Below are 17,559 nucleotides of genomic sequence, written 5' to 3'. Positions count from 1 at the left end.
GCGCTGTCCGGAACATCGCATTCGCGATATTCGCCTCATCCGGCGTGCCGCAAACTCACGCCGCTGCCCTTGTCGAACAGCACCACCTTGTCCGGATTCCAGGCAAAGCGCACCGGCTGCTCGATCGCGACATCGGTCCGCGCCGGCACCGTGGCGCGCAGCGTGGTCTCGCCCACGCGCAACGTCAGGATCTTTTCCACGCCATGGTTTTCGACGTCGTGGACGCGCGCCTCGACCGGCGCACCGCTCTCGAGATAGACGTCCTCGGGGCGGATGCCGAAGACGAGCGGGCGACCGTCGGTCGCCGCACTCGCCTTGGCTCCCCCTGAAAGCGGCAATTCGAAATTCAGCGGCGCCATGACCGCACGATCGTTGACCACCCTGCCGTCGATGAGGTTCATCGGCGGCGAGCCCACGAAGCTCGCCACATAGGTGTCGCGCGGATTGTTGTAGATCTCATGCGGCGTGCCGGTCTGGACGATGCGGCCATGGTTGAGCACGCCCACCTTGTCGCCCATGGACATCGCCTCGATCTGGTCGTGGGTGACGAACAGGAAGGTGGCGCCGAGCTGCATCTGCAGGTTCTTCAGTTCCGTGCGCAGCGCCTCGCGCAGCTTGGCGTCGAGCGCCGACAGCGGCTCGTCCATCAGGAACACGCGCGGCTTGCGCACGATGGCCCGGCCGATCGAGACGCGCTGCATCTCGCCGCCCGACAGCCGGTCGGTCTTGCGGTCGAGCAGATGCTCGATCCTGAGCGTCCGCGCCGCGCGGTCGACGCGGTCCTTGATTTCGGCGTCGGGCAGCCGCCGGATCTTCGGCTTCAGCGGGAATTCGAGGTTTTCGCGCACCGTATAGCGCGGGTAGAGCGAATATTGCTGTAGCACCAGCGCCACGTCGCGCTCCGCGGCGCCCCAGTCGGCAACGTCGATCCCGTCGATGAAGACTTGGCCCTCGCTCGGTTTTTCCAGTCCGGCGATCAGCCGCAGCGTCGTTGTCTTGCCCGCGCCCGTCTCGCCGAGCAGGACGAAGAACTCGCCATCGGCGATGTCGAGGTCGAGCCCGGTCAGGGCCGTGTGATTGCCGAACGTCTTGGAGATATTCTTGAGCTGGATATGGGCCATCAGAGTCTCACTCCGAGCGACTTGCCGCTCGCCGCGTCGAAGAAATGCGCCTGTGTCGGATCGATCCTGGCGAACACCCTCTCGCCGGGACCTGAAATGAAGCCGCTCTTGGTGCGGGCGCGCAGCATCTTGGAGCCGACTTTCAGGTCGACGATGTCGAACGAGCCGAGCGGCTCGACGATCTGCGTCTCGACCGCCATGAAGCCCTCCGCCGCCTCACGGCTGATGAGGACGCCTTCCGGCCTGATGCCGAGTGCCAGCCGGCCGCCCGCATGGCCGTTCAGCTTCGACAGGAGCGCGCGCGGGAATTCGAAACCGGTTGGCGCATCGCCCACCGTCACCGAGGCCGACGAGGCTTTTTCGGCCACCGCCGCGTCGGCCACGTTCATCACCGGACTGCCGACGAATTGCGCGACGAAGAGGTTGGCCGGGTGCGAATAGACCTCGTCGGGGGAGCCGACCTGCTGGAGAACCCCCTCATGCATGATGACGATGCGATCGGCGAGGCTCATCGCCTCGATCTGGTCATGGGTGACGTAGATGGTGGTCGAGCCTTGCTTGATGTGCAGCCGCTTGATCTCGGCCCGCATCTCCTCGCGCAGCTTGGCGTCGAGCGCGCCGATCGGCTCGTCCATCAGCATCGCTTTCGGCCGCCGCACCAGTGCCCGGCCGATCGCCACGCGCTGCATGTCGCCGCCCGACAGCGCCGACGGTTTCTTGCCGAGCAGGTCCGTGATTTGCAGCGTCTTGGCGACCGAGCGAACTTCCTGGTCGATTTCGCTCTTGCTCTTTCGCGTGGCGCGCAAGGGAAAGGCGATGTTCTCGTAGACGCTCATATGCGGGTACAGCGAGAACGACTGGAAGACCATGGCGATGTCGCGATCGGCGGCCTTCAGATGCTGGATGGGCTTGCCGTCGATGAGGATGTCGCCCTCGTCGATCGTCTCCAGCCCGGCAATGGCGCGCAGCGTCGTCGTCTTGCCGCAGCCCGACTGGCCGAGCAGCACGATGAACTCGTTGTCTTCGATCTTGAGGTTGAGGTCCTTGATGACCTGGACGGCGCCGAAGAACTTCTGGACGCCGCGAAGCTCGATCTGGGTCAATGCTGCGCTCCCGGATTTCGCTGCGGATCGCCTGACTGGCCGGTTCCGGCTTCCTCTTGCGGTGCGATCTTGGAGGTGATGTTGAAGCCGATCAGGCCGATCAGGATGATGGTCAGCCCATAGCTGTGCAGCAGCAAGTTCCAGGGTTGGCAGAGCGCAACGATGCCGAGCACCATCAGCACCTGGCTGCCTGGTTCCAGATATTTCTGGTTGATGGCGCGAAAGCTCATTTGCGGATCGCTCCGAAGGACATGCCGCGCAACAGGTGATTACGAAGCAGGAAGGTGAAGATGGCGACAGGAAGCAGGAACAGGAAAGTGCCGGCGGCGATCACCGTCCAGTCCGGCAGCCCGGAGCCGACCTGGCTCGGGATGAACGGCGGTGCGGTCTGGGCGCGGCGATTGGTCATGATCAGCGCGAAGGCATATTCGTTCCATGCCGTGATGAAGCAGAACACGGCCGTCGCGGCGATGCCGGTGGCGGCTTCGGGCAGCACGATCTTGAAGAAGGCTTCCATGCGCGTATAGCCGTCGACGAGCGCCGCTTCCTCGTACTCCTTCGGGATCTCGTCCATAAAACCCTTCATCAGCCAAACCGAGAAGGACAGGTTGAAGGCGGTGTAGAGGATGATCAGCCCGATATGGGAATCGTTGAGGCCGACCGCCCGGTACATCAGGAACATCGGGATCGCCACCACCACGGGCGGCAGCATGCGGGTCGACAGGATGAAGAACAAAAGGTCCGCCTCGCCTTTGACCCTGAAGCGCGAGAAGCCATAGGCGGTGAACGTACCCATGCCGACCGCCAGCACCGTCGAAGTGATCGCGACGATCAGCGAATTCATGAAACGGTTCGGATAGCCCGACCATTGCACCTGGCCCTTGCCGTCGCGCACGATCTTTTCGCCGCCGTCGAAGACGACGCGTTCCCACCAGGGCGCCGCCGCGTATTCTTCCGGCGAAGGCGGGCTGCGCAATTGCGAGCGCTTGGTGAACAGCTTCACGAAGGGCGATATCTCCGGCTGGAACACGACCGTCGGCGGGATGGTGGTGGCAAGATTGCGCGGCTTGAACGCCGTCGAGGCGATCCAGTAGATCGGCGCCAGGAAGATCACTGTCGCCACCAGCACGGCGACGATTGCGACGCGGTTGAGGGCGATCTCGGAAGAAGTGCGGACGGCGGCCATCTCAGCGCTCCTTCACTTTGTTGAGATATTTGACGTAGATGTTGGTGATGGCCAGCACCATGATCAGCACGATGTAGGCGAGCGCGCAGGAGCGCCCGGTCTGCCATTCCTGGAACGCCATCTTGTAGAGCCGGATCGAGATCAGTTCAGCCGTCGGCTGGGTGGTCAGGATGTAGGCCAGATCGAAGGTCTTGAACGCTTCCATGGTGCGGAAGATGACGGCGATCATGAGGATCGGCGCGACCAGCGGCAAGGTGATGCGGAAGAAGGTGTAGAACGGACCGGCGCGGTCGATAGCGGCGGCTTCGTAGAGGTGCTTCGGCACCGCCGAGAGGCCGGCCAGCGACAGCAGCATGACGAAGGGCGACCACATCCAGATGTCGGTCAGCGCCACCGCGTAGAGTGCCATCTTGGGGTCGGCCAGCCACTCGAAATTGCCAAGCCCAAGCGCATAGTTGATGACGCCCCATGACGGATCGTAGAGCAGTTTCCAGAACAGGCCGACGACGGCCATCGACAGCATCATCGGCAGCAGCAGCAGGGTCGTCAGCAGCCCCTTCAGCGGAATATCGCGGTTGAGCAGCATCGCCACGCCGAAACCGACCAGCAACTGTCCGGCGACCGAGATGATCACGTATTTGGCGGTGATCGCGAAGTTGGACCAGACATAAGGATCGCTGAGCAGGTCGCGGTAGTTCTGCAACCCGACGAAATTCGCCGGCGCGTTGGTCGAGGCGCGGAAATCGGTGAAGGAATAGCCGAGCGAATAGATCAGCGGAAAGATGTTGAAGACGATCAGGAACAGGATCGTCGGGATGATGAAAAGATTGCGGATCGAAATATCGCTAAGGCCACGCGCGGCCGCGCGTGAAGATCTGTCCAGCGTGGTGATCATCGTGGTCGCCAAGACCCTGCTCCCGCTTGAAGAAAAAGAAACGGAGGAGGCATGAGCGCCCCCTCCGTGGGACATGAACGATTATTGGCCGCGGCCGTATTTCTTGAAGGTCGCGTTCCAGTCGGCGGCCAGTGCGTCGAGCGTTTCCTTGGCGGTGCCTTCGCCGCCGATCATGTAGGGATAGACGCGCTGGTTGAGCTGCTGGAGCAGTTCGGCATATTCCGGCACCGCCCAGAAATCCTTCACCTTGAACATGGTCTCGTAGAAGGCCTTGTTGTAGGGCGTCGCATTCTGGAACTCTTCCGACTTGAGCACGGCTGCGCTGCAGGTGTAGCCGCCGAGTGCCGCCCACTTCTTCTGGGTCTCGTCCTTGATGAACCATTCGAGGAACTTCATCGCCTCGTCCTGCTTCTGCGAGTAGGAGACGACGGAGATGCCCTGGCCACCGAGTGCGGCGAACTGGTCGCCGTTCGGCCCGGGAGGATTGGCGAAGAAGCCGGTGTTCTTGGCGTTCGGGTTCGACGCCTCGTTGATCAGCGAGGGGAAGAACGCGAAGTAGTTCATGCTCATCGCGGCCAGGTTTTCGGTGATCGCCTGGTTGTCCTCGACGAAGAACGACTTGGCCCAGCCCGGAGGCGTGAACTTGTAAAGCTCCTTATAGGCGTCGAGCGCGGCGACAGCCTTGTCGGAGTTGATGAAACCGTCGACCTTGTAGGTCGAATAGTCACCCAGTTCGCCGCCATAGGAGAACAGCGCGTTCTCGAAGCCCATCGCCATCGCGTCATAGGAATTGTCGGTGTAGATGGCGATGCCGTATCTCTTCTGGTCCGGCCGGTGGAAGAATTCGGCGATGTCGCGCAGCGCCTTGAAATCCTTCGGCACGTCGAGGTCGTAGCCGTATTTGGCCTTGAAGGCTTCCTTCTCCTTGGGATCCTCGAACCAATCCTTGCGATAGGACCAGCCTACGGCGTCGCCTTCGAGCGGGATGGCCCAGTACTTGCCGCTGTTGCCAGGATATTCGGCGTAGTACTTCACCGTCGCCGGCGCCATCACCTCGCCGAGCTTGTGCTTGTTGAAGAAGTCGGTGAGGTCGACATAGTGGCCACCGGTCGACCCGGCGCCGAGCCACTGCGAGTCGCCGACGACCAGGTCGTAGGCATCGCCATGAGCGTTGAACTCGGTGAAGGCCTTGGTCTGGAAGTCGGCCCAGGGCGTGGTTTCCACCGTGATCTTGACGCCGGTTTCCTTCTCGTACTCGTTGCCGAGTTCCTGGAGGTAGTTGGCAGGATCCCATTCCGCCCAGAAGATGGTGAGCGATTTGTCCTGGGCGTAGACGGATGTTCCGCAGGCAAGTGTCAAGCCGATACCAGCAAGCAAGCTGGTCACTATCTTGCGCATGATGTTTCCTCCCTTGTGCGCATTCTACCGTATCAAGCGAGCCGGCAAACGGGGCCGGCCCTGGTAGTTCCTCCCTTGGTCGCGCCTTCCGGTTTGGAGCCTCCTCGCCCGTCCGGAAATGGATCGCAGCCCTCACTTTCGATCCGCTTTTCTCCTTTGATCTGGTATTACCAATTTTGAAGCTTCGTCAAGCCCTTTCTTGAGCAATGGTGACAGCTCGAAGTCTCGAATTCCAGCCTTATCTGCCTGTTTTTCCTAAATTTTCCTACTCATTGATAGACATCAGCCTTGTTCATGCTTCAGCATTGCGGTTAATATCAGCAGCCGGCATGCAAATCTGGTAGAACCAGATACCTGCTATTTCGTGACCCTTGTTGGTTCGATCGCTTGTGCTTCGGAGACTGATTCCGCGATCGCCGCGCGCACCAGGGCGACCGCCGCCCACTGGGCGACAGACATCATCCGGCGACCGTCCAGTCCCCAGATGTCCTTCAGCACGATAAGCACCTCGACGCCGAAGATCAGCGACAGCGCCTGCGCCAGCCGCTGAAGGTCGCGCGGCGGCAGCCGGCCCTTGAGCGGAGCGAGCGCGTCCTGAAGCAACTCGACGCGGTGGCCGCGCTTGAAGGTCGGTTCGCTGCCCAAAGTGCCGGCCTGGCGCCGCGCCCACTGATCGAGCGACAGTTTCAACGCCGCCTTGAATGTGGCCTCGAAAGCCTCGATGCGCGGCATGGCCGTATCGAAGAGCTCGGCGACGCGGCGCTCGGCATCGGCAGAGGTGGATTTCCAGGTGAGGATCGGCCCGAGCCCCTCGTTAACCACTGCCTGCACCAGTGCCGCCTGGCTCGGAAAATACCGGTAGGCGGTGGCGCGGGACACCTGCGCCGCCTCGGCAACCTCGCTGACCGAAGGTGTTGCGCCTGCCTGCATCAGCTTCGTCGCCGTCTCCAGCATCAGCCGTTTCGTGCGCGCGCGCGGTCCACGCTCTGGTCCCCCGGCGGTGTCGTCGCTTGCTGCGGCGTGTTGACGTGAGACATCCATACCAATATGATACGCGCGTCTCAAAAAATTGCAATGACCTCCTCGTTTTCGGAATGGCTAGGTTGACGCTCTGTAGAGCACTGAGCCTCTGGGTGACTTGGACCGGCAGAGGGAGGCATCGATGAAGCGCATTTATGTGGTGGGCACCGCGGACACCAAGGGTGAGGAACTCGCCTTCCTGGCCGACGCGATCGCCGCCACGGGTGCCGCTGTCTGCCGGGTCGACGTCGGAACGCGCGGCGCGAGCGTGCCGGTCGACATTGCCGCTGAGGATGTGGCAGGCCACCATCCCGGCGGGCGAGACGCGGTGCTCGCCGGCGATGACCGCGGCACCGCGGTCGCCGCGATGGGCATTGCCTTCGCTCGCTTTGTCCAATCGCGAAACGACATTGCCGCCATGATCGGCATCGGCGGCGGCGGCGGCACGTCGATCATTAGCGCAGGCATGCGCGCGCTGCCGCTCGGCCTGCCCAAGATCATGGTCTCGACGCTCGCTTCCGGCGACACCGCGCCCTATGTCGACATCTCGGACATCGTCATGATGCCGTCGGTGACCGACATGGCCGGGCTGAACCAGCTCTCGCGTGTCGTTCTGCACAATGCGGCCCAGGCGATATCGGGCATGGCCGCCAGACCGCCGCCGCCGCCCGAGGGGAAGCCGTCGATCGGCCTCACCATGTTCGGCGTCACCACGCCGTGCGTGACGGCAATCGCGGATCAGCTCCGTTCGACCTATGACTGCATGGTCTTTCACGCGACCGGCACCGGCGGCCGCAGCATGGAGAAACTGGCCGACAGCGGCCTGCTGTCCGGCGCCATCGACATCACCACCACTGAGGTCTGCGATCTCCTGTTCGGCGGCGTGCTGCCGGCGACGGAGGATCGTTTCGGTGCCGTTGCCCGCACCGGCCTGCCTTATGTCGGCTCGGTTGGCGCGCTCGACATGGTCAATTTCTGGGCGCCTGCGACCATTCCGGACCATTATCGCGGGCGGCTGTTCTACGAGCACAACCCGAACGTCACGCTGATGCGCACGACGGCGCAGGAATGCCGCAAGATCGGCGAGTGGATCGGCACAAGGCTCGCCCACTGCAAGGGGCCCGTGCATTTCCTTGTCCCGGAGAAAGGCGTCTCGGCGCTCGACATCGAAGGCGGCGCCTTCTTCGACCCGCAAGCCGATGCCGCCCTGTTCGAAGCCATTGAGCGCACGATTAAGCCGAACGCGACGCGCCGGCTGACACGCCTGCCGCTGCACATCAATGATCCCCGATTCGCCAAGGCCGCGGTCGCGGCTTTCCTCGAAATCGCCAGACAGTGAGATCCAAGACATGCCGGCAATACCGCGCAAGGACATACTGAAGAAATTCAGGGGGATGATCGACAAGGGCGTGCCGATCGTCGGCGGCGGCGCTGGCACCGGCCTGTCGGCCAAGGCCGAGGAGGCCGGCGGCATCGACCTCATCATCATCTACAATTCCGGCCGCTACCGCATGGCCGGTCGCGGCTCGGCCGCCGGCCTGCTTGCCTATGGCAATGCCAATGAGATCGTCAAGGAGATGGCCTACGAGGTGCTGCCGGTGGTCAGGAAGACGCCGGTGCTGGCTGGTGTCAACGGCACCGATCCGTTCGTCATCATGCCGCTGCTGCTCTCCGAACTGAAGACGATGGGTTTTTCCGGGGTGCAGAATTTCCCCACCATCGGCCTGTTCGACGGCAGCATGCGACAGAGCTTCGAGGAGACCGGCATGGGTTTTGGGCTCGAGGTCGACATGATCGCCGAAGCCCGCAAGCTCGACCTTCTGACCACGCCCTATGTCTTCAACCCGGACGAGGCGCGCGCCATGACCAGGGCCGGCGCCGATATCGTCGTGGCTCATATGGGCGTGACGACGGGGGGCTCGATCGGCGCCACCTCTGCCAAGTCGCTCGACGATTGCGTGGTCGCCATCGACGCGATCGCCGAAGCGGCCCGTTCGGTGCGCAAGGATGTCATCCTGCTTTGCCATGGCGGACCGATCTCGATGCCGGACGACGCCCGCTACATCCTCGAACGCTGCAAGGGCCTGCACGGCTTTTATGGCGCGAGCTCGATGGAGCGGCTGCCGGCGGAAGCGGCGATCGCCCGGCAGACCGCCGATTTCAAGGCCGTTACGCTTGGCGGCCTGAAGACGACCACGAAGAAAAAGAAGGGATCATGAGAATGACCGACAAGAGCAAGGTGTTCGTCTACCCGAAGGATGTCAGCGCCTTCGGATTCGACTGGGGAAAATTGTCGCTGACGGTCGCTCCGGAAGTGAACGGCGCGACCCGCTTTTCCGGCGGCGTCGTCGACCTGCCTTCCGGCAAGGGCCATACCCGTCATAACCATCCGGGCGCGGAAGAAATCATCTTTGTCATTTCGGGCCATGGCGAGCAGATGGTCGAGGACGAGCAAGGCAATCCGGTGGTCGAGAAGGTCGGCCCCGGCTGCACCATTTACGTGCCGGAGAGCCGCTTCCACTCGACGCTCAACACCGGCGACGGGCCGATGCAGCTGTTCGTCGTCTATTCGCCGGCAGGGCCGGAACTGGGATTGCGCGAACTGCCGGATTTCAGGTTGCTGCCGGCCGGGAACTCCCCTCCCTCGCGACTTTGAGGCGCCCTTCCGATATGCTATCGTCCAGCATGCCTCCTTGAGAGAGAAGCGATGACGCGTTTCAGTCCCCAGGAATTCGTGGAAAAGCTCGCAACGGGCAGCCTGCCGGATGGCAACCCGGCCATGACGGTTGGCGGTATTGTCAAGGCCAACGACGCCGACCCGTCAACGCTTCTCTTTTCGACCGATTTGTCCTGCGAATCCTGGATACCCGTGCCGCTGAGCTTGATCCAGACGGTCGAGCAGGTACGGACGGTCAACTGCAAAGACCATAAGCATCCGCTGGTCAAGATCGCTTTTACACCGCCCTCGCCGGATCAACGTGACATCAATGCCCTGCTTATGATCATGGCCGGGCTTCAGAGCCAACTCTCCTGGTTCCATCGCAACGCCAAGTCCGGCAGTCCGTGGGCGTCAACGTTTGCATCCGATTGCGCCGTCGTCTCCGCATCCGAGGGGCTTACCATATGCTGCACCCAGACGATCGACGGAAGATTGGAAGTCGTCTGCACTGGAATGGTTTAGTGCCTGTCGCGCAAAAGTGACTTCTGTTTAGCGGCAACGGCAAAGCGCCGCGCATGAATTCGTTTCGACGCGACGCGCCTTAGAGACAATCGAGACCGGCACGCTCATTTGTAACGTGGCAGGTTACATGCCACCCCGGTTCCATGCCCGACCCCGATCCCCGAACATCACATAGCCGGTATCGGTAACCGCCACCGTATCCTCCAGCTTGATGAAGCCGCGCGTCGGGTGAAGCATGGTCGTCTCCACCGATAGCACCATGTTCCTCTCCAGCGGCTTGCCCGCATAGGTGCCTTCATAGGTCACCGGATGGTTGGTCATCAGGAACGGCGCCTCATGCGTGATCAGCCCCATGCCGTGAGCGAAGAAATCCGTGTAGGGCGCGACCTTGGATTTTTTCAGCACGCCTTCGGCATGGGAAATCATGTCACCACCCAGCGTACCCGCCTTTACCTTCGAGAACGCCGCCTGCTGCACCGCCTCGACTTCGGCCAGCAGGTCCTCCAGCTCGGCATCCGGGTCTCCGAGAACCCCCATGCGGCAGAGGTCGCCGATATAGCCATGATAATTGCCGCCGGAATCGATCGACAGCACTTCACCCTTTTTCCACGCCTGCGGCGACGCCGCGCGGTTGTGGCTGGAGCCCAGCGTCAGCAGGCAATATTCGAAATGCGCGCCGCGATTGGTCTCCTCGCGGCGAAGCTGTTCGATCATCTCGCTCTTGGTCGTGCCTTCGCGCGCCCATTGGATGGTGGCCAGCATGGAATCGGTGATCAGTTCGGAGGCGATCCGCAGTTTCTCCAGCTCGGCCTCGGTCTTGATGGCGCGCATGCGCTCCAGCATGTCGGTGGCATCGACCAGCTTGGCGTCGGGGAGCGCTTTGCGGATCAGGGCATAGGCGTCCGACGGCAGGAAACCCGGCTCGATGCCGATGCGAGCGTCGCCCTTGCCGATCTTGCGCACATGCTCGACAGCGAGATTGGCGGCATCGAGCGTGCCCCAGCAGGCGGCATGCAGCGTCGGCGTCCAGAACGGGTGGTTCTGGTGTTCGCCACCCTCCATGCGGTTGCCGATATAGGCGGCGTGGTCCGGTCCGCCTTTTTCGTAGATCACGATCGGCAGGTACCGGCTGTGGCCGATCGCATCCATGGCGGCGAAGAAGATGAACTTGTAGCCGCCGAGCAGATATTGGGTGTTGTGCTTGGATGTCGCGAGCAGGACGTCGATATCAGCCTCTTCCATCAGGCCATCGACCCTGGCGTGGTCGAATGGGATGTCGCCGACGGCACTCTTCCCCGGAGCTATGTTCATTGTCTCTCTCCCTGAATGTCCGCGCGGATCGGCTGGACCGCCGGATGCCCGATCCCGATAGGTCTTCCGACTTCGGGTCAAATCTGCACCATTTTCGCCCATCTGGTCCAGCCAGAAACAGGCTCGCCCAGCTGAATGGCCGTCGCCGGTGCCGATAATGTGAGGTGCATCGGATGACCTGGTCTTACCAGGTCAGGTTTATCGACCACTCTCCCGTAACTGGTCCAGCGAACAAAAATTTCAAAGCCACGCCACGATGCGCCAATTCCGTCTCTGGCGAAAGCCACGGCAAGGCCCATAATCAAACGTGCATGGAAACGCCCGAAAGGCCTCCGTGCAAGATATGAGATAGAGGGGGAATAGGATGATGTCGGAGTTCAGGATTTCACGCCGCACGGTGCTTGCGGGCTCTGCCATGCTTCTGGCCTCCACCGCGATGCCGGCCTTGAGCTGGGCGCAGACGCCGAAGAAGGGTGGCCGGCTGGTGCTCGCCGCCGATTCCGAACCGCGCAACCTCAACCCGGCCATCGTCGCCTCCAACGGCGTCTTCTTCATCTCCAGCAAGATCGTCGAAACGCTGGCCGAAGCCTCCTTCGATGGCAAGGACGGGCTTGCACCACGCCTGGCGGTCAGTTGGGAAGGCGCCGCCGACGGGCTGTCGGCGACCTTCAAACTGCGCGAAGGGGTCAAATGGCATGACGGCAAGCCGTTTACCTCGGCCGACGTCGCCTTCTCGGCGCTGCAGATCTGGAAGCCGCTGCAGAATCTCGGCCGCACCGTGTTCAAGGATCTGGCCGCGGTCGATACCCCTGATGAATTGACCGCCGTGTTCAAATTCGCCAAGCCGACGCCCTTCCAGCTGATCCGCAACGCTCTGCCGGCGCTGAGCAGCGTGGTGCCGAAGCACGTTTACGAAGTTGGCAAGATCGAGGACAACCCGGCCAACAACGCGCCCATCGGCACCGGCCCGTTCAAGTTCGCCGAATACAAGGCCGGCCAATACTACCGGCTGACGAAGAACACGGATTATTGGGGCAAGGGCGAGCCCTATCTCGATGAGATCATCTACCAGGTGCTGCCCGACCGCACTTCGGCGGCGAGCGCGCTGGAAGCAGGAGAGATCCAGCTCGCCGCCTTCTCCGCCGTGCCGCTGGCCGATCTTGACCGCATCTCGAAAGTGCCGGGCCTGAAGGTGATCACCAAGGGCTATGAGGGACTGACCTACCAGCTCGTCGTCGAGATCAATCACCGTCGCAAGGAGCTCGCCGACCTGAAGGTGCGCCAGGCGATCGCGCATGCCATCGACAAGGATTTCGTCGTCAAGACGGTGTTCCTCGGCTATGCCGCCACCGCCACCGGCCCGGTGCCGAAGAACGACCCGCAGTTCTATACCGCCGACGTCCCGACCTATGCCTTCGACGTCGCCAAGGCCAATGCGCTGCTCGACGAGGCGGGTTACAAGAAGGGCGCCGACGGCAAGCGCTTTTCGCTGAAACTGTTGCCGGCTCCCTATTTCAACGAAACCAAGCAGTTCGGCGACTATCTGCGCCAGGCGCTCGCCGCCATCGGCATCGACGCCCAGCTCGTCAACAACGATTCCGCCGCGCATATCAAGGCCGTCTACACCGACCACGCTTTCGACCTCGCCGTCGGCCCGCCGGTGTTCCGCGGCGACCCGGCGATCTCGACCACCATCCTGGTGCAGAGCGGCATTCCGGACGGCGTGCCGTTCTCCAACCAGGGCGGCTACAAGAACGATGCGCTGGACGCGCTCATCGCCAAGGCGTCCGAGACGCTCGATACATCGGCCCGCACCAATCTTTACAAGGAGTTCCAGAAAGAGGTGGCCGCCGACCTGCCGCTGATCAATGTCGCCGAATGGAGCTTCATCAGCGTCGCGCGCGAGACGGTCGGCAACATCGCCAACAATCCGCGCTGGGCGGTATCGAACTGGGCGGACACATATCTGGAATCGTGACAGTATTTCGCGGATGAACGTTCGCGAAATCATCGTAGGCGTTGAGTTCTACGAGGCCCCCCTCTGTCCTGCCGGACATCTCCCCCTCAAGGGGGGAGATTGGCAACTTGTCTGTCCCGCGAATTTTCCGACGTTGGGGATTGGCGAAGCCAAAAATGACAGCCAATCTCCCCCCTTGTGGGGGAGATGTCCGGCAGGACAGAGGGGGGTGCCCAGGCGCGGTCCTAACCAACGTATCGCCAACCCATCGAGGGCCGCATGAACCGCGCCCTCGCGCTCCTCCGCCGTCGCCTCGTCGGCAGCATCTTCGTGCTTTTGATCGTCGTCATCGGCACGTTCCTGCTGCTCGAAGCCGCCCCGGGCGACGCGGTCGATGCCTATATCGTCTCGACCGGCGGCGATGCCGGCATGATCGAGCTGTTGCGCCATCGCTGGGGCCTCGACCAGTCGGAGCTGACGCGGCTCGCCAACTATCTCTGGGCGCTGCTGCATCTCGATCTCGGCCAGTCCGTCACCTTTTCGCGGCCGATCCGCGACGTGATCCTCGACCGCCTGCCGACCACGCTGTGGTTGATGGGCAGCGCCACCGCGCTTTCCTTCGGCCTCGGCTCGGCGCTGGGCATCTATGCCGGCGCCAGGCCGGGCAGTTTTCGCGACCGTTTTCTCTCCATCGGTTCGCTGGCGCTCTACGCGGTGCCGGGTTTCTGGCTCGGCCTGGTGCTGATCGTCGTCTTCGCTGTCGACCTGCGCTGGCTGCCAATCGGCGGCATCGAGACCATCGCCTCCGGCAAGGCCGGCCTCGACCGCGCCGCCGACATCGCCATCCATCTCGTCCTGCCGGTCTCAGCCCTCGGCTTCATCTACCTGGCGCTCTATTTGCGGATGATGCGTGCCGGCATCACCGAGGTCTGGCGGCAGGATTTTGTGCTGGCCGCCCGCGCCAGGGGCTTGTCGCGCCGCCGCATCGTGCTTGCCCATGTCGCCCGCAATGCGCTGCTGCCATTGGTCACGATGCTCGGCCTGCAGTCGGCGCAGATGCTGGGCGGTAGCGTCGTGATCGAGAGTGTTTTTGCCGTGCCCGGTCTGGGTCGGCTGGCGCAGGAGGCAGTGGCCGCGCGCGACACGCCCTTGCTGCTCGGCATCATTCTCGTCAGCGCCGTCCTGGTCATCGTCATCAATCTTCTCGTCGATGTCGCCTATGCCTTTCTCGACCCGCGCGTCGGCGCCAGCGAGGCCGGCACATGAGCACGCTCCGCCGCTTTCTGCGCACGCCGGAGGCGGTCGCCGGCGCCATCCTCCTGGCGGCATTGTGCGTCACGGCCCTGTCAGCGCCGCTGCTGTTTCCGGGCGACCCGCAAGCCATCGCCGGCCCGGCGCTGCTGCCGCCCTTCCAGGACTGGTCGCTGCCGCTCGGCACGGATCGCCTCGGCCGCGACGTGCTGGCCGAGCTTTTCCACGGCGCTCGCACGTCGCTTGCCGTCGGCCTTGCGGCAGCGGCCGCCGCACTGGCCATCGGCTCCGTGGTGGGCACGGTGGCCGGGTTTGCCGGCGGCCTCACCGACGAGGTGCTGATGCGCGTCACCGATGCCTTCCAGACCGTGCCGGGCTTTTTGCTCGCTCTGGCCTTCGTCAGTGTGGTCGGCCCTTCGATCGGCGTCGTCGTGGCGGCAATAGCGCTCGGCACCTGGACCGGGCCCGCGCGCGTGGCCCGCGCGGAAGTGCTGTCGATCCGCGAGCGCGACTACGTCGCCGGCGCGCGCGTCATCGGCATGCATCCGCTGGAAATCGCCTTTCGCGAGGTGCTGCCCAATGCCTTGCCGCCGGTGCTGGCGCTGTCCTCGGTGATCGTGGCAGCGGCGATCCTCACCGAGGCGGCTTTGTCCTTCCTCGGCCTTGGCGACCCCAATCGGGTCACCTGGGGCGGCATGATAGCGGAGGGCCGCGCGGTGCTGCGCACCGCGCCCTTCCTGTCGATCGCGCCCGGCATAGCGCTGGTCCTGACGGTGCTCGGCGTCTATCTCGCCGGTGAAGGCATCGTTGAAACCACGGCGGTCAGAAGAGGCCTGTCGTGACCGCGCTGGCTTCGATCCGCAACCTCGCGGTGACCTACCGCCGTGACGACGGCGAGGTGGTGGCGCTGAGGGACATCAGCCTCGACATCAAGGCTGGCGAGCGGCTGGCCGTCATCGGCGAAAGCGGTTCGGGCAAAAGTACGCTGGCTTTGGCGATTGCGGGGTTGTTGCCGGCGAGCGCCAGGATTGACGGACGTATCGATTGGGTTTTGCCAGCGTTGGGTGCGAAGGCACCCCCCTCTGTCCTGCCGGACATCTCCCCCTCAAGGGGGGAGATTGGCAGCTTCGCCGATGGCTCCCCTACACCATTGGGGATTGGCGAAGGCCGAGATGAAGGTGCAATCTCCCCCCTTGAGGGGGAGATGTCCGGCAGGAGAGAGGGGGGCCTCATAGAACGCAGCGTCCAAAAGACCACTTCCAAACCAAGCCCCACACCCCTCCTCGGCCGCGATATCGGCTTCATCTTTCAAGACCCGTCCGCCAGCCTCGATCCTGTCATGACTGTCGGCAAACAGATCGCCGAAGTCTCCCGCACCCATCTCGGTCTCACATGGCCTCAGGCATACGCCAGGGCGAAGGACCTGCTCGAACGCGTCCGCCTGGCCGACCCGGACTCCGCCCTGCGCGCCTATCCGCATCAGCTGTCCGGCGGCCAGAAGCAGCGTGTGGCGATTGCAGCCGCGATCGCAGCCGGCCCAAGACTTTTGATCGCCGATGAGGCGACCAGCGCGCTCGACACCATCGTGCAGGCCGAGATCGTCGCACTGATCCGGCGGCTGGTGGAAGAAGACGGCATGACGCTGCTGTTCATCAGTCACGACATTGCGCTGGCCGCCGAGCTGGCGGACCGCATTGCCGTGTTCCGGCATGGCGAATTGATCGAACTTGGCGCCACGCAACAGATCGTCAGTGCGCCAACTGAAGCCTACACGCGCGCGCTGCTCGAGGCCCATATCGGCCTCGACGCCGAACCGCTGCACCACGGTGTGATGGCATGAGCGCCCCTGTGCTGGCGGTTTACAACCTTACCAGGCATTACCGCCGTGGCGGCAAGACAGTTACCGCGGCCGACGACGTTTCTTTCGAAATCGGGCCCGGCGAGACGCTGGCGCTGGCCGGACCCTCCGGCAGCGGCAAGTCGACGATCGCCCGGCTGGTGTTGCGGCTGATCGAGCCGGATGCCGGCCGGATCGAGTTTGAAGGCCATGATTTCCTGGCTCTGGGCGGCGCCAGCTTGCGTGCGCGTCGCGCTCGCTTGCAGATGGTGTTCCAGGATCCGCTTGCCGCCTTCAATCCGCGCGCCACGGTGGCGCGCGTGCTTGACGATCCTTTGCGCATCCACGGCGTCGCCTCCCGTTCCGAGCGCCCGCGCCGTATCGCCGCCCTGCTGGAGCGCGTCGGGCTTACGGCGGAGCTCGCCTCTCGCGCCATCCACGAAATCTCGGGCGGCCAGCGGCAGCGGGTGGCGATTGCCCGCGCCATGGCCACGAAACCCTCGCTGATCGTGCTCGACGAAGCGGTGTCGGCACTCGATGTTTCGGTGCGCGGACAGATCCTTGATCTTTTGCTCGACCTGCAACGCCAGGAACGGATCGCTTATCTCTTCATTTCGCATGATCTCGGCGTGGTCAGGGCCGTCGCCCACCGCGTCATCCTTCTCGATGGCGGGCGGATTGCCGAGCGCGGCGATGCCCGTGCCGTCATCGACGCGCCGCGATCGGCTATCGGCAAGGCGCTTGTGGCCGCCGCACCAAAGCTCAGAAGAACCACGCAGGAACCATCATGATCGACCCCGAAGCCAGAGCCGAGAAACTGTCGCGCGAACTCGATTCCGCATTCCGCAACCGGGCCGACCTCTATCGCCTGTTCCTGGATGAGTTGACCGGAGAGCTGGGCGCCGAACGAGCCGAGGCGATAATGACCCGGACCATCGAGCAGCGCGGCAAGGAAGTGGCCGCAGCCGCCTTCGCCGCATTCGGTCCCAACGACGCGCGCTCAATTGGCGAAGCTTTCCTGTCGGTCAGCCCGGATGACGGCCGGATGTATCCGACCGATGTCGAACGAGGTCCCGACCGCATCGCCTTCAAGGTGAAACGCTGCCCTCTCAAGGATGCCTGGGTCGAGGCCGGCGTCGGCGAGGAAAAACTCGCCACGCTCTGTCGCATCGCCGGCGCCTTCGACCGTGGCCTGTTCGAGGCGACCGGCGTGCGTTTCGACAATGTCACCTGGACGCCCGGCCACGGCAGCGGCTGCTGCCACATCGCGCTGACCAACCGCGATGCCGGCTAGCAATT

General features: G+C 63.3%; 18 protein-coding genes. 10 read left to right on the top strand and 8 right to left on the bottom strand.

Translation table 11 applies throughout. The features are described 5' to 3' along the window. Positions 1-35: 35 nt before the first annotated feature. From LB541_RS18780 to LB541_RS18750, 7 genes are all read right to left on the bottom strand, one after another. A complete protein-coding gene (locus LB541_RS18780) occupies positions 36-1,121 on the bottom strand; it encodes an ABC transporter ATP-binding protein (RefSeq protein WP_140513807.1) in 1,086 nt (361 codons plus the stop codon). Then, positions 1,121-2,224 carry an ABC transporter ATP-binding protein gene (locus LB541_RS18775; protein ID WP_140500402.1) on the bottom strand — a complete coding sequence of 368 codons (1,104 nt, stop codon included), beginning with the start codon at positions 2,222-2,224 and terminating at the stop codon, positions 1,121-1,123. Before LB541_RS18775 ends, LB541_RS18780 begins: the two co-directional genes overlap by 1 nt. Beyond that, complete coding sequence (locus tag LB541_RS18770; protein ID WP_140513808.1) at positions 2,221-2,454, bottom strand: hypothetical protein; 234 nt, start codon at positions 2,452-2,454, stop codon at positions 2,221-2,223. Before LB541_RS18770 ends, LB541_RS18775 begins: the two co-directional genes overlap by 4 nt. Beyond that, positions 2,451-3,410, bottom strand: coding sequence for a carbohydrate ABC transporter permease (locus LB541_RS18765; protein ID WP_140500406.1), 960 nt, complete (start codon positions 3,408-3,410; stop codon positions 2,451-2,453). The genes LB541_RS18770 and LB541_RS18765 overlap by 4 nt, the downstream gene beginning before the upstream one ends. Before the next feature lies 1 nt (position 3,411). Continuing rightward, positions 3,412-4,317, bottom strand: a complete 906-nt coding sequence (locus LB541_RS18760) for a carbohydrate ABC transporter permease (protein WP_140500408.1) — start codon at positions 4,315-4,317, stop codon at positions 3,412-3,414. 69 nt (positions 4,318-4,386) lie between these two features. Next, the gene (locus LB541_RS18755; protein ID WP_140500410.1) at positions 4,387-5,703 is read right to left on the bottom strand and encodes an ABC transporter substrate-binding protein; all 1,317 of its coding nucleotides are present in this window, start codon (positions 5,701-5,703) and stop codon (positions 4,387-4,389) included. A 357-nt stretch (positions 5,704-6,060) separates the two neighbouring features. Then, positions 6,061-6,744: a TetR/AcrR family transcriptional regulator gene (locus LB541_RS18750; protein WP_224619284.1), complete on the bottom strand. Its 684-nt coding sequence runs from the start codon at positions 6,742-6,744 to the stop codon at positions 6,061-6,063. 121 nt (positions 6,745-6,865) lie between these two features. Between LB541_RS18750 and LB541_RS18745 the strand changes: the two genes are divergently transcribed. The 4 genes from LB541_RS18745 to LB541_RS18730 are packed head-to-tail and all read left to right on the top strand — an operon-like array spanning position 6,866 to position 9,904. Further along, positions 6,866-8,062: a Tm-1-like ATP-binding domain-containing protein gene (locus tag LB541_RS18745; RefSeq protein WP_224619281.1), complete on the top strand. Its 1,197-nt coding sequence runs from the start codon at positions 6,866-6,868 to the stop codon at positions 8,060-8,062. A 10-nt stretch (positions 8,063-8,072) separates the two neighbouring features. Next, on the top strand, positions 8,073-8,942 hold the full coding sequence (locus LB541_RS18740) for a phosphoenolpyruvate hydrolase family protein (RefSeq protein ID WP_140500416.1): 870 nt from the start codon (positions 8,073-8,075) through the stop codon (positions 8,940-8,942). Between the two features lie 2 nt (positions 8,943-8,944). After that, the gene (locus LB541_RS18735) at positions 8,945-9,379 is read left to right on the top strand and encodes a cupin domain-containing protein (RefSeq protein ID WP_140522601.1); all 435 of its coding nucleotides are present in this window, start codon (positions 8,945-8,947) and stop codon (positions 9,377-9,379) included. A gap of 51 nt (positions 9,380-9,430) precedes the next feature. Beyond that, on the top strand, positions 9,431-9,904 hold the full coding sequence (locus LB541_RS18730) for a hypothetical protein (protein WP_140500419.1): 474 nt from the start codon (positions 9,431-9,433) through the stop codon (positions 9,902-9,904). 123 nt (positions 9,905-10,027) lie between these two features. Here the strand turns inward: LB541_RS18730 and LB541_RS18725 are convergent, their stop codons facing one another. Then, positions 10,028-11,215, bottom strand: coding sequence for a M24 family metallopeptidase (locus LB541_RS18725; RefSeq protein WP_140522602.1), 1,188 nt, complete (start codon positions 11,213-11,215; stop codon positions 10,028-10,030). 367 nt (positions 11,216-11,582) lie between these two features. Between LB541_RS18725 and LB541_RS18720 the strand changes: the two genes are divergently transcribed. The 6 genes from LB541_RS18720 to LB541_RS18695 all read left to right on the top strand — a co-directional run bounded on the left by LB541_RS18720 (position 11,583) and on the right by LB541_RS18695 (position 17,554). After that, positions 11,583-13,193, top strand: coding sequence for an ABC transporter substrate-binding protein (locus LB541_RS18720; RefSeq protein ID WP_140729262.1), 1,611 nt, complete (start codon positions 11,583-11,585; stop codon positions 13,191-13,193). 258 nt (positions 13,194-13,451) lie between these two features. Next, on the top strand, positions 13,452-14,438 hold the full coding sequence (locus LB541_RS18715) for an ABC transporter permease (protein WP_140729263.1): 987 nt from the start codon (positions 13,452-13,454) through the stop codon (positions 14,436-14,438). Beyond that, entirely contained in the window at positions 14,435-15,265 is an 831-nt protein-coding gene (locus tag LB541_RS18710; protein ID WP_140560213.1) for an ABC transporter permease, read from the top strand. Before LB541_RS18715 ends, LB541_RS18710 begins: the two co-directional genes overlap by 4 nt. Then, the gene (locus tag LB541_RS18705; protein WP_318012623.1) at positions 15,262-16,263 is read left to right on the top strand and encodes an ABC transporter ATP-binding protein; all 1,002 of its coding nucleotides are present in this window, start codon (positions 15,262-15,264) and stop codon (positions 16,261-16,263) included. The genes LB541_RS18710 and LB541_RS18705 overlap by 4 nt, the downstream gene beginning before the upstream one ends. After that, positions 16,260-17,051 carry an ATP-binding cassette domain-containing protein gene (locus LB541_RS18700; protein WP_224619279.1) on the top strand — a complete coding sequence of 264 codons (792 nt, stop codon included), beginning with the start codon at positions 16,260-16,262 and terminating at the stop codon, positions 17,049-17,051. The genes LB541_RS18705 and LB541_RS18700 overlap by 4 nt, the downstream gene beginning before the upstream one ends. Beyond that, positions 17,048-17,554 (top strand): L-2-amino-thiazoline-4-carboxylic acid hydrolase, encoded by a 507-nt coding sequence (locus tag LB541_RS18695; RefSeq protein ID WP_140500433.1) that lies wholly within the window; start codon positions 17,048-17,050, stop codon positions 17,552-17,554. Before LB541_RS18700 ends, LB541_RS18695 begins: the two co-directional genes overlap by 4 nt. Positions 17,555-17,559: the final 5 nt, after the last annotated feature.

Origin of the sequence: Mesorhizobium sp. BR1-1-15, from assembly GCF_020165475.1 — a bacterium.
Taxonomy (GTDB): Bacteria; Pseudomonadota; Alphaproteobacteria; order Rhizobiales; family Rhizobiaceae; genus Mesorhizobium.
Note: the sequence above shows the minus strand (reverse complement) of the source record. Positions and strands in the feature narration are given on the sequence as shown.

What these genes read in the sequence shown, in the direction of transcription:
- LB541_RS18735 (WP_140522601.1), top strand. Translation starts at nt 8,945, where the DNA reads ATGACCGACAAGAGCAAGGTGTTCGTCTACCCGAAGGATGTCAGCGCC.
- LB541_RS18780 (WP_140513807.1), bottom strand. Translation starts at nt 1,121, where the DNA reads ATGGCCCATATCCAGCTCAAGAATATCTCCAAGACGTTCGGCAATCAC.
- LB541_RS18770 (WP_140513808.1), bottom strand. Translation starts at nt 2,454, where the DNA reads ATGAGCTTTCGCGCCATCAACCAGAAATATCTGGAACCAGGCAGCCAG.
- LB541_RS18725 (WP_140522602.1), bottom strand. Translation starts at nt 11,215, where the DNA reads ATGAACATAGCTCCGGGGAAGAGTGCCGTCGGCGACATCCCATTCGAC.
- LB541_RS18755 (WP_140500410.1), bottom strand. Translation starts at nt 5,703, where the DNA reads ATGCGCAAGATAGTGACCAGCTTGCTTGCTGGTATCGGCTTGACACTT.
- LB541_RS18740 (WP_140500416.1), top strand. Translation starts at nt 8,073, where the DNA reads ATGCCGGCAATACCGCGCAAGGACATACTGAAGAAATTCAGGGGGATG.
- LB541_RS18700 (WP_224619279.1), top strand. Translation starts at nt 16,260, where the DNA reads ATGAGCGCCCCTGTGCTGGCGGTTTACAACCTTACCAGGCATTACCGC.
- LB541_RS18745 (WP_224619281.1), top strand. Translation starts at nt 6,866, where the DNA reads ATGAAGCGCATTTATGTGGTGGGCACCGCGGACACCAAGGGTGAGGAA.
- LB541_RS18730 (WP_140500419.1), top strand. Translation starts at nt 9,431, where the DNA reads ATGACGCGTTTCAGTCCCCAGGAATTCGTGGAAAAGCTCGCAACGGGC.
- LB541_RS18765 (WP_140500406.1), bottom strand. Translation starts at nt 3,410, where the DNA reads ATGGCCGCCGTCCGCACTTCTTCCGAGATCGCCCTCAACCGCGTCGCA.
- LB541_RS18720 (WP_140729262.1), top strand. Translation starts at nt 11,583, where the DNA reads ATGTCGGAGTTCAGGATTTCACGCCGCACGGTGCTTGCGGGCTCTGCC.
- LB541_RS18695 (WP_140500433.1), top strand. Translation starts at nt 17,048, where the DNA reads ATGATCGACCCCGAAGCCAGAGCCGAGAAACTGTCGCGCGAACTCGAT.
- LB541_RS18710 (WP_140560213.1), top strand. Translation starts at nt 14,435, where the DNA reads ATGAGCACGCTCCGCCGCTTTCTGCGCACGCCGGAGGCGGTCGCCGGC.
- LB541_RS18715 (WP_140729263.1), top strand. Translation starts at nt 13,452, where the DNA reads ATGAACCGCGCCCTCGCGCTCCTCCGCCGTCGCCTCGTCGGCAGCATC.
- LB541_RS18750 (WP_224619284.1), bottom strand. Translation starts at nt 6,744, where the DNA reads ATGGATGTCTCACGTCAACACGCCGCAGCAAGCGACGACACCGCCGGG.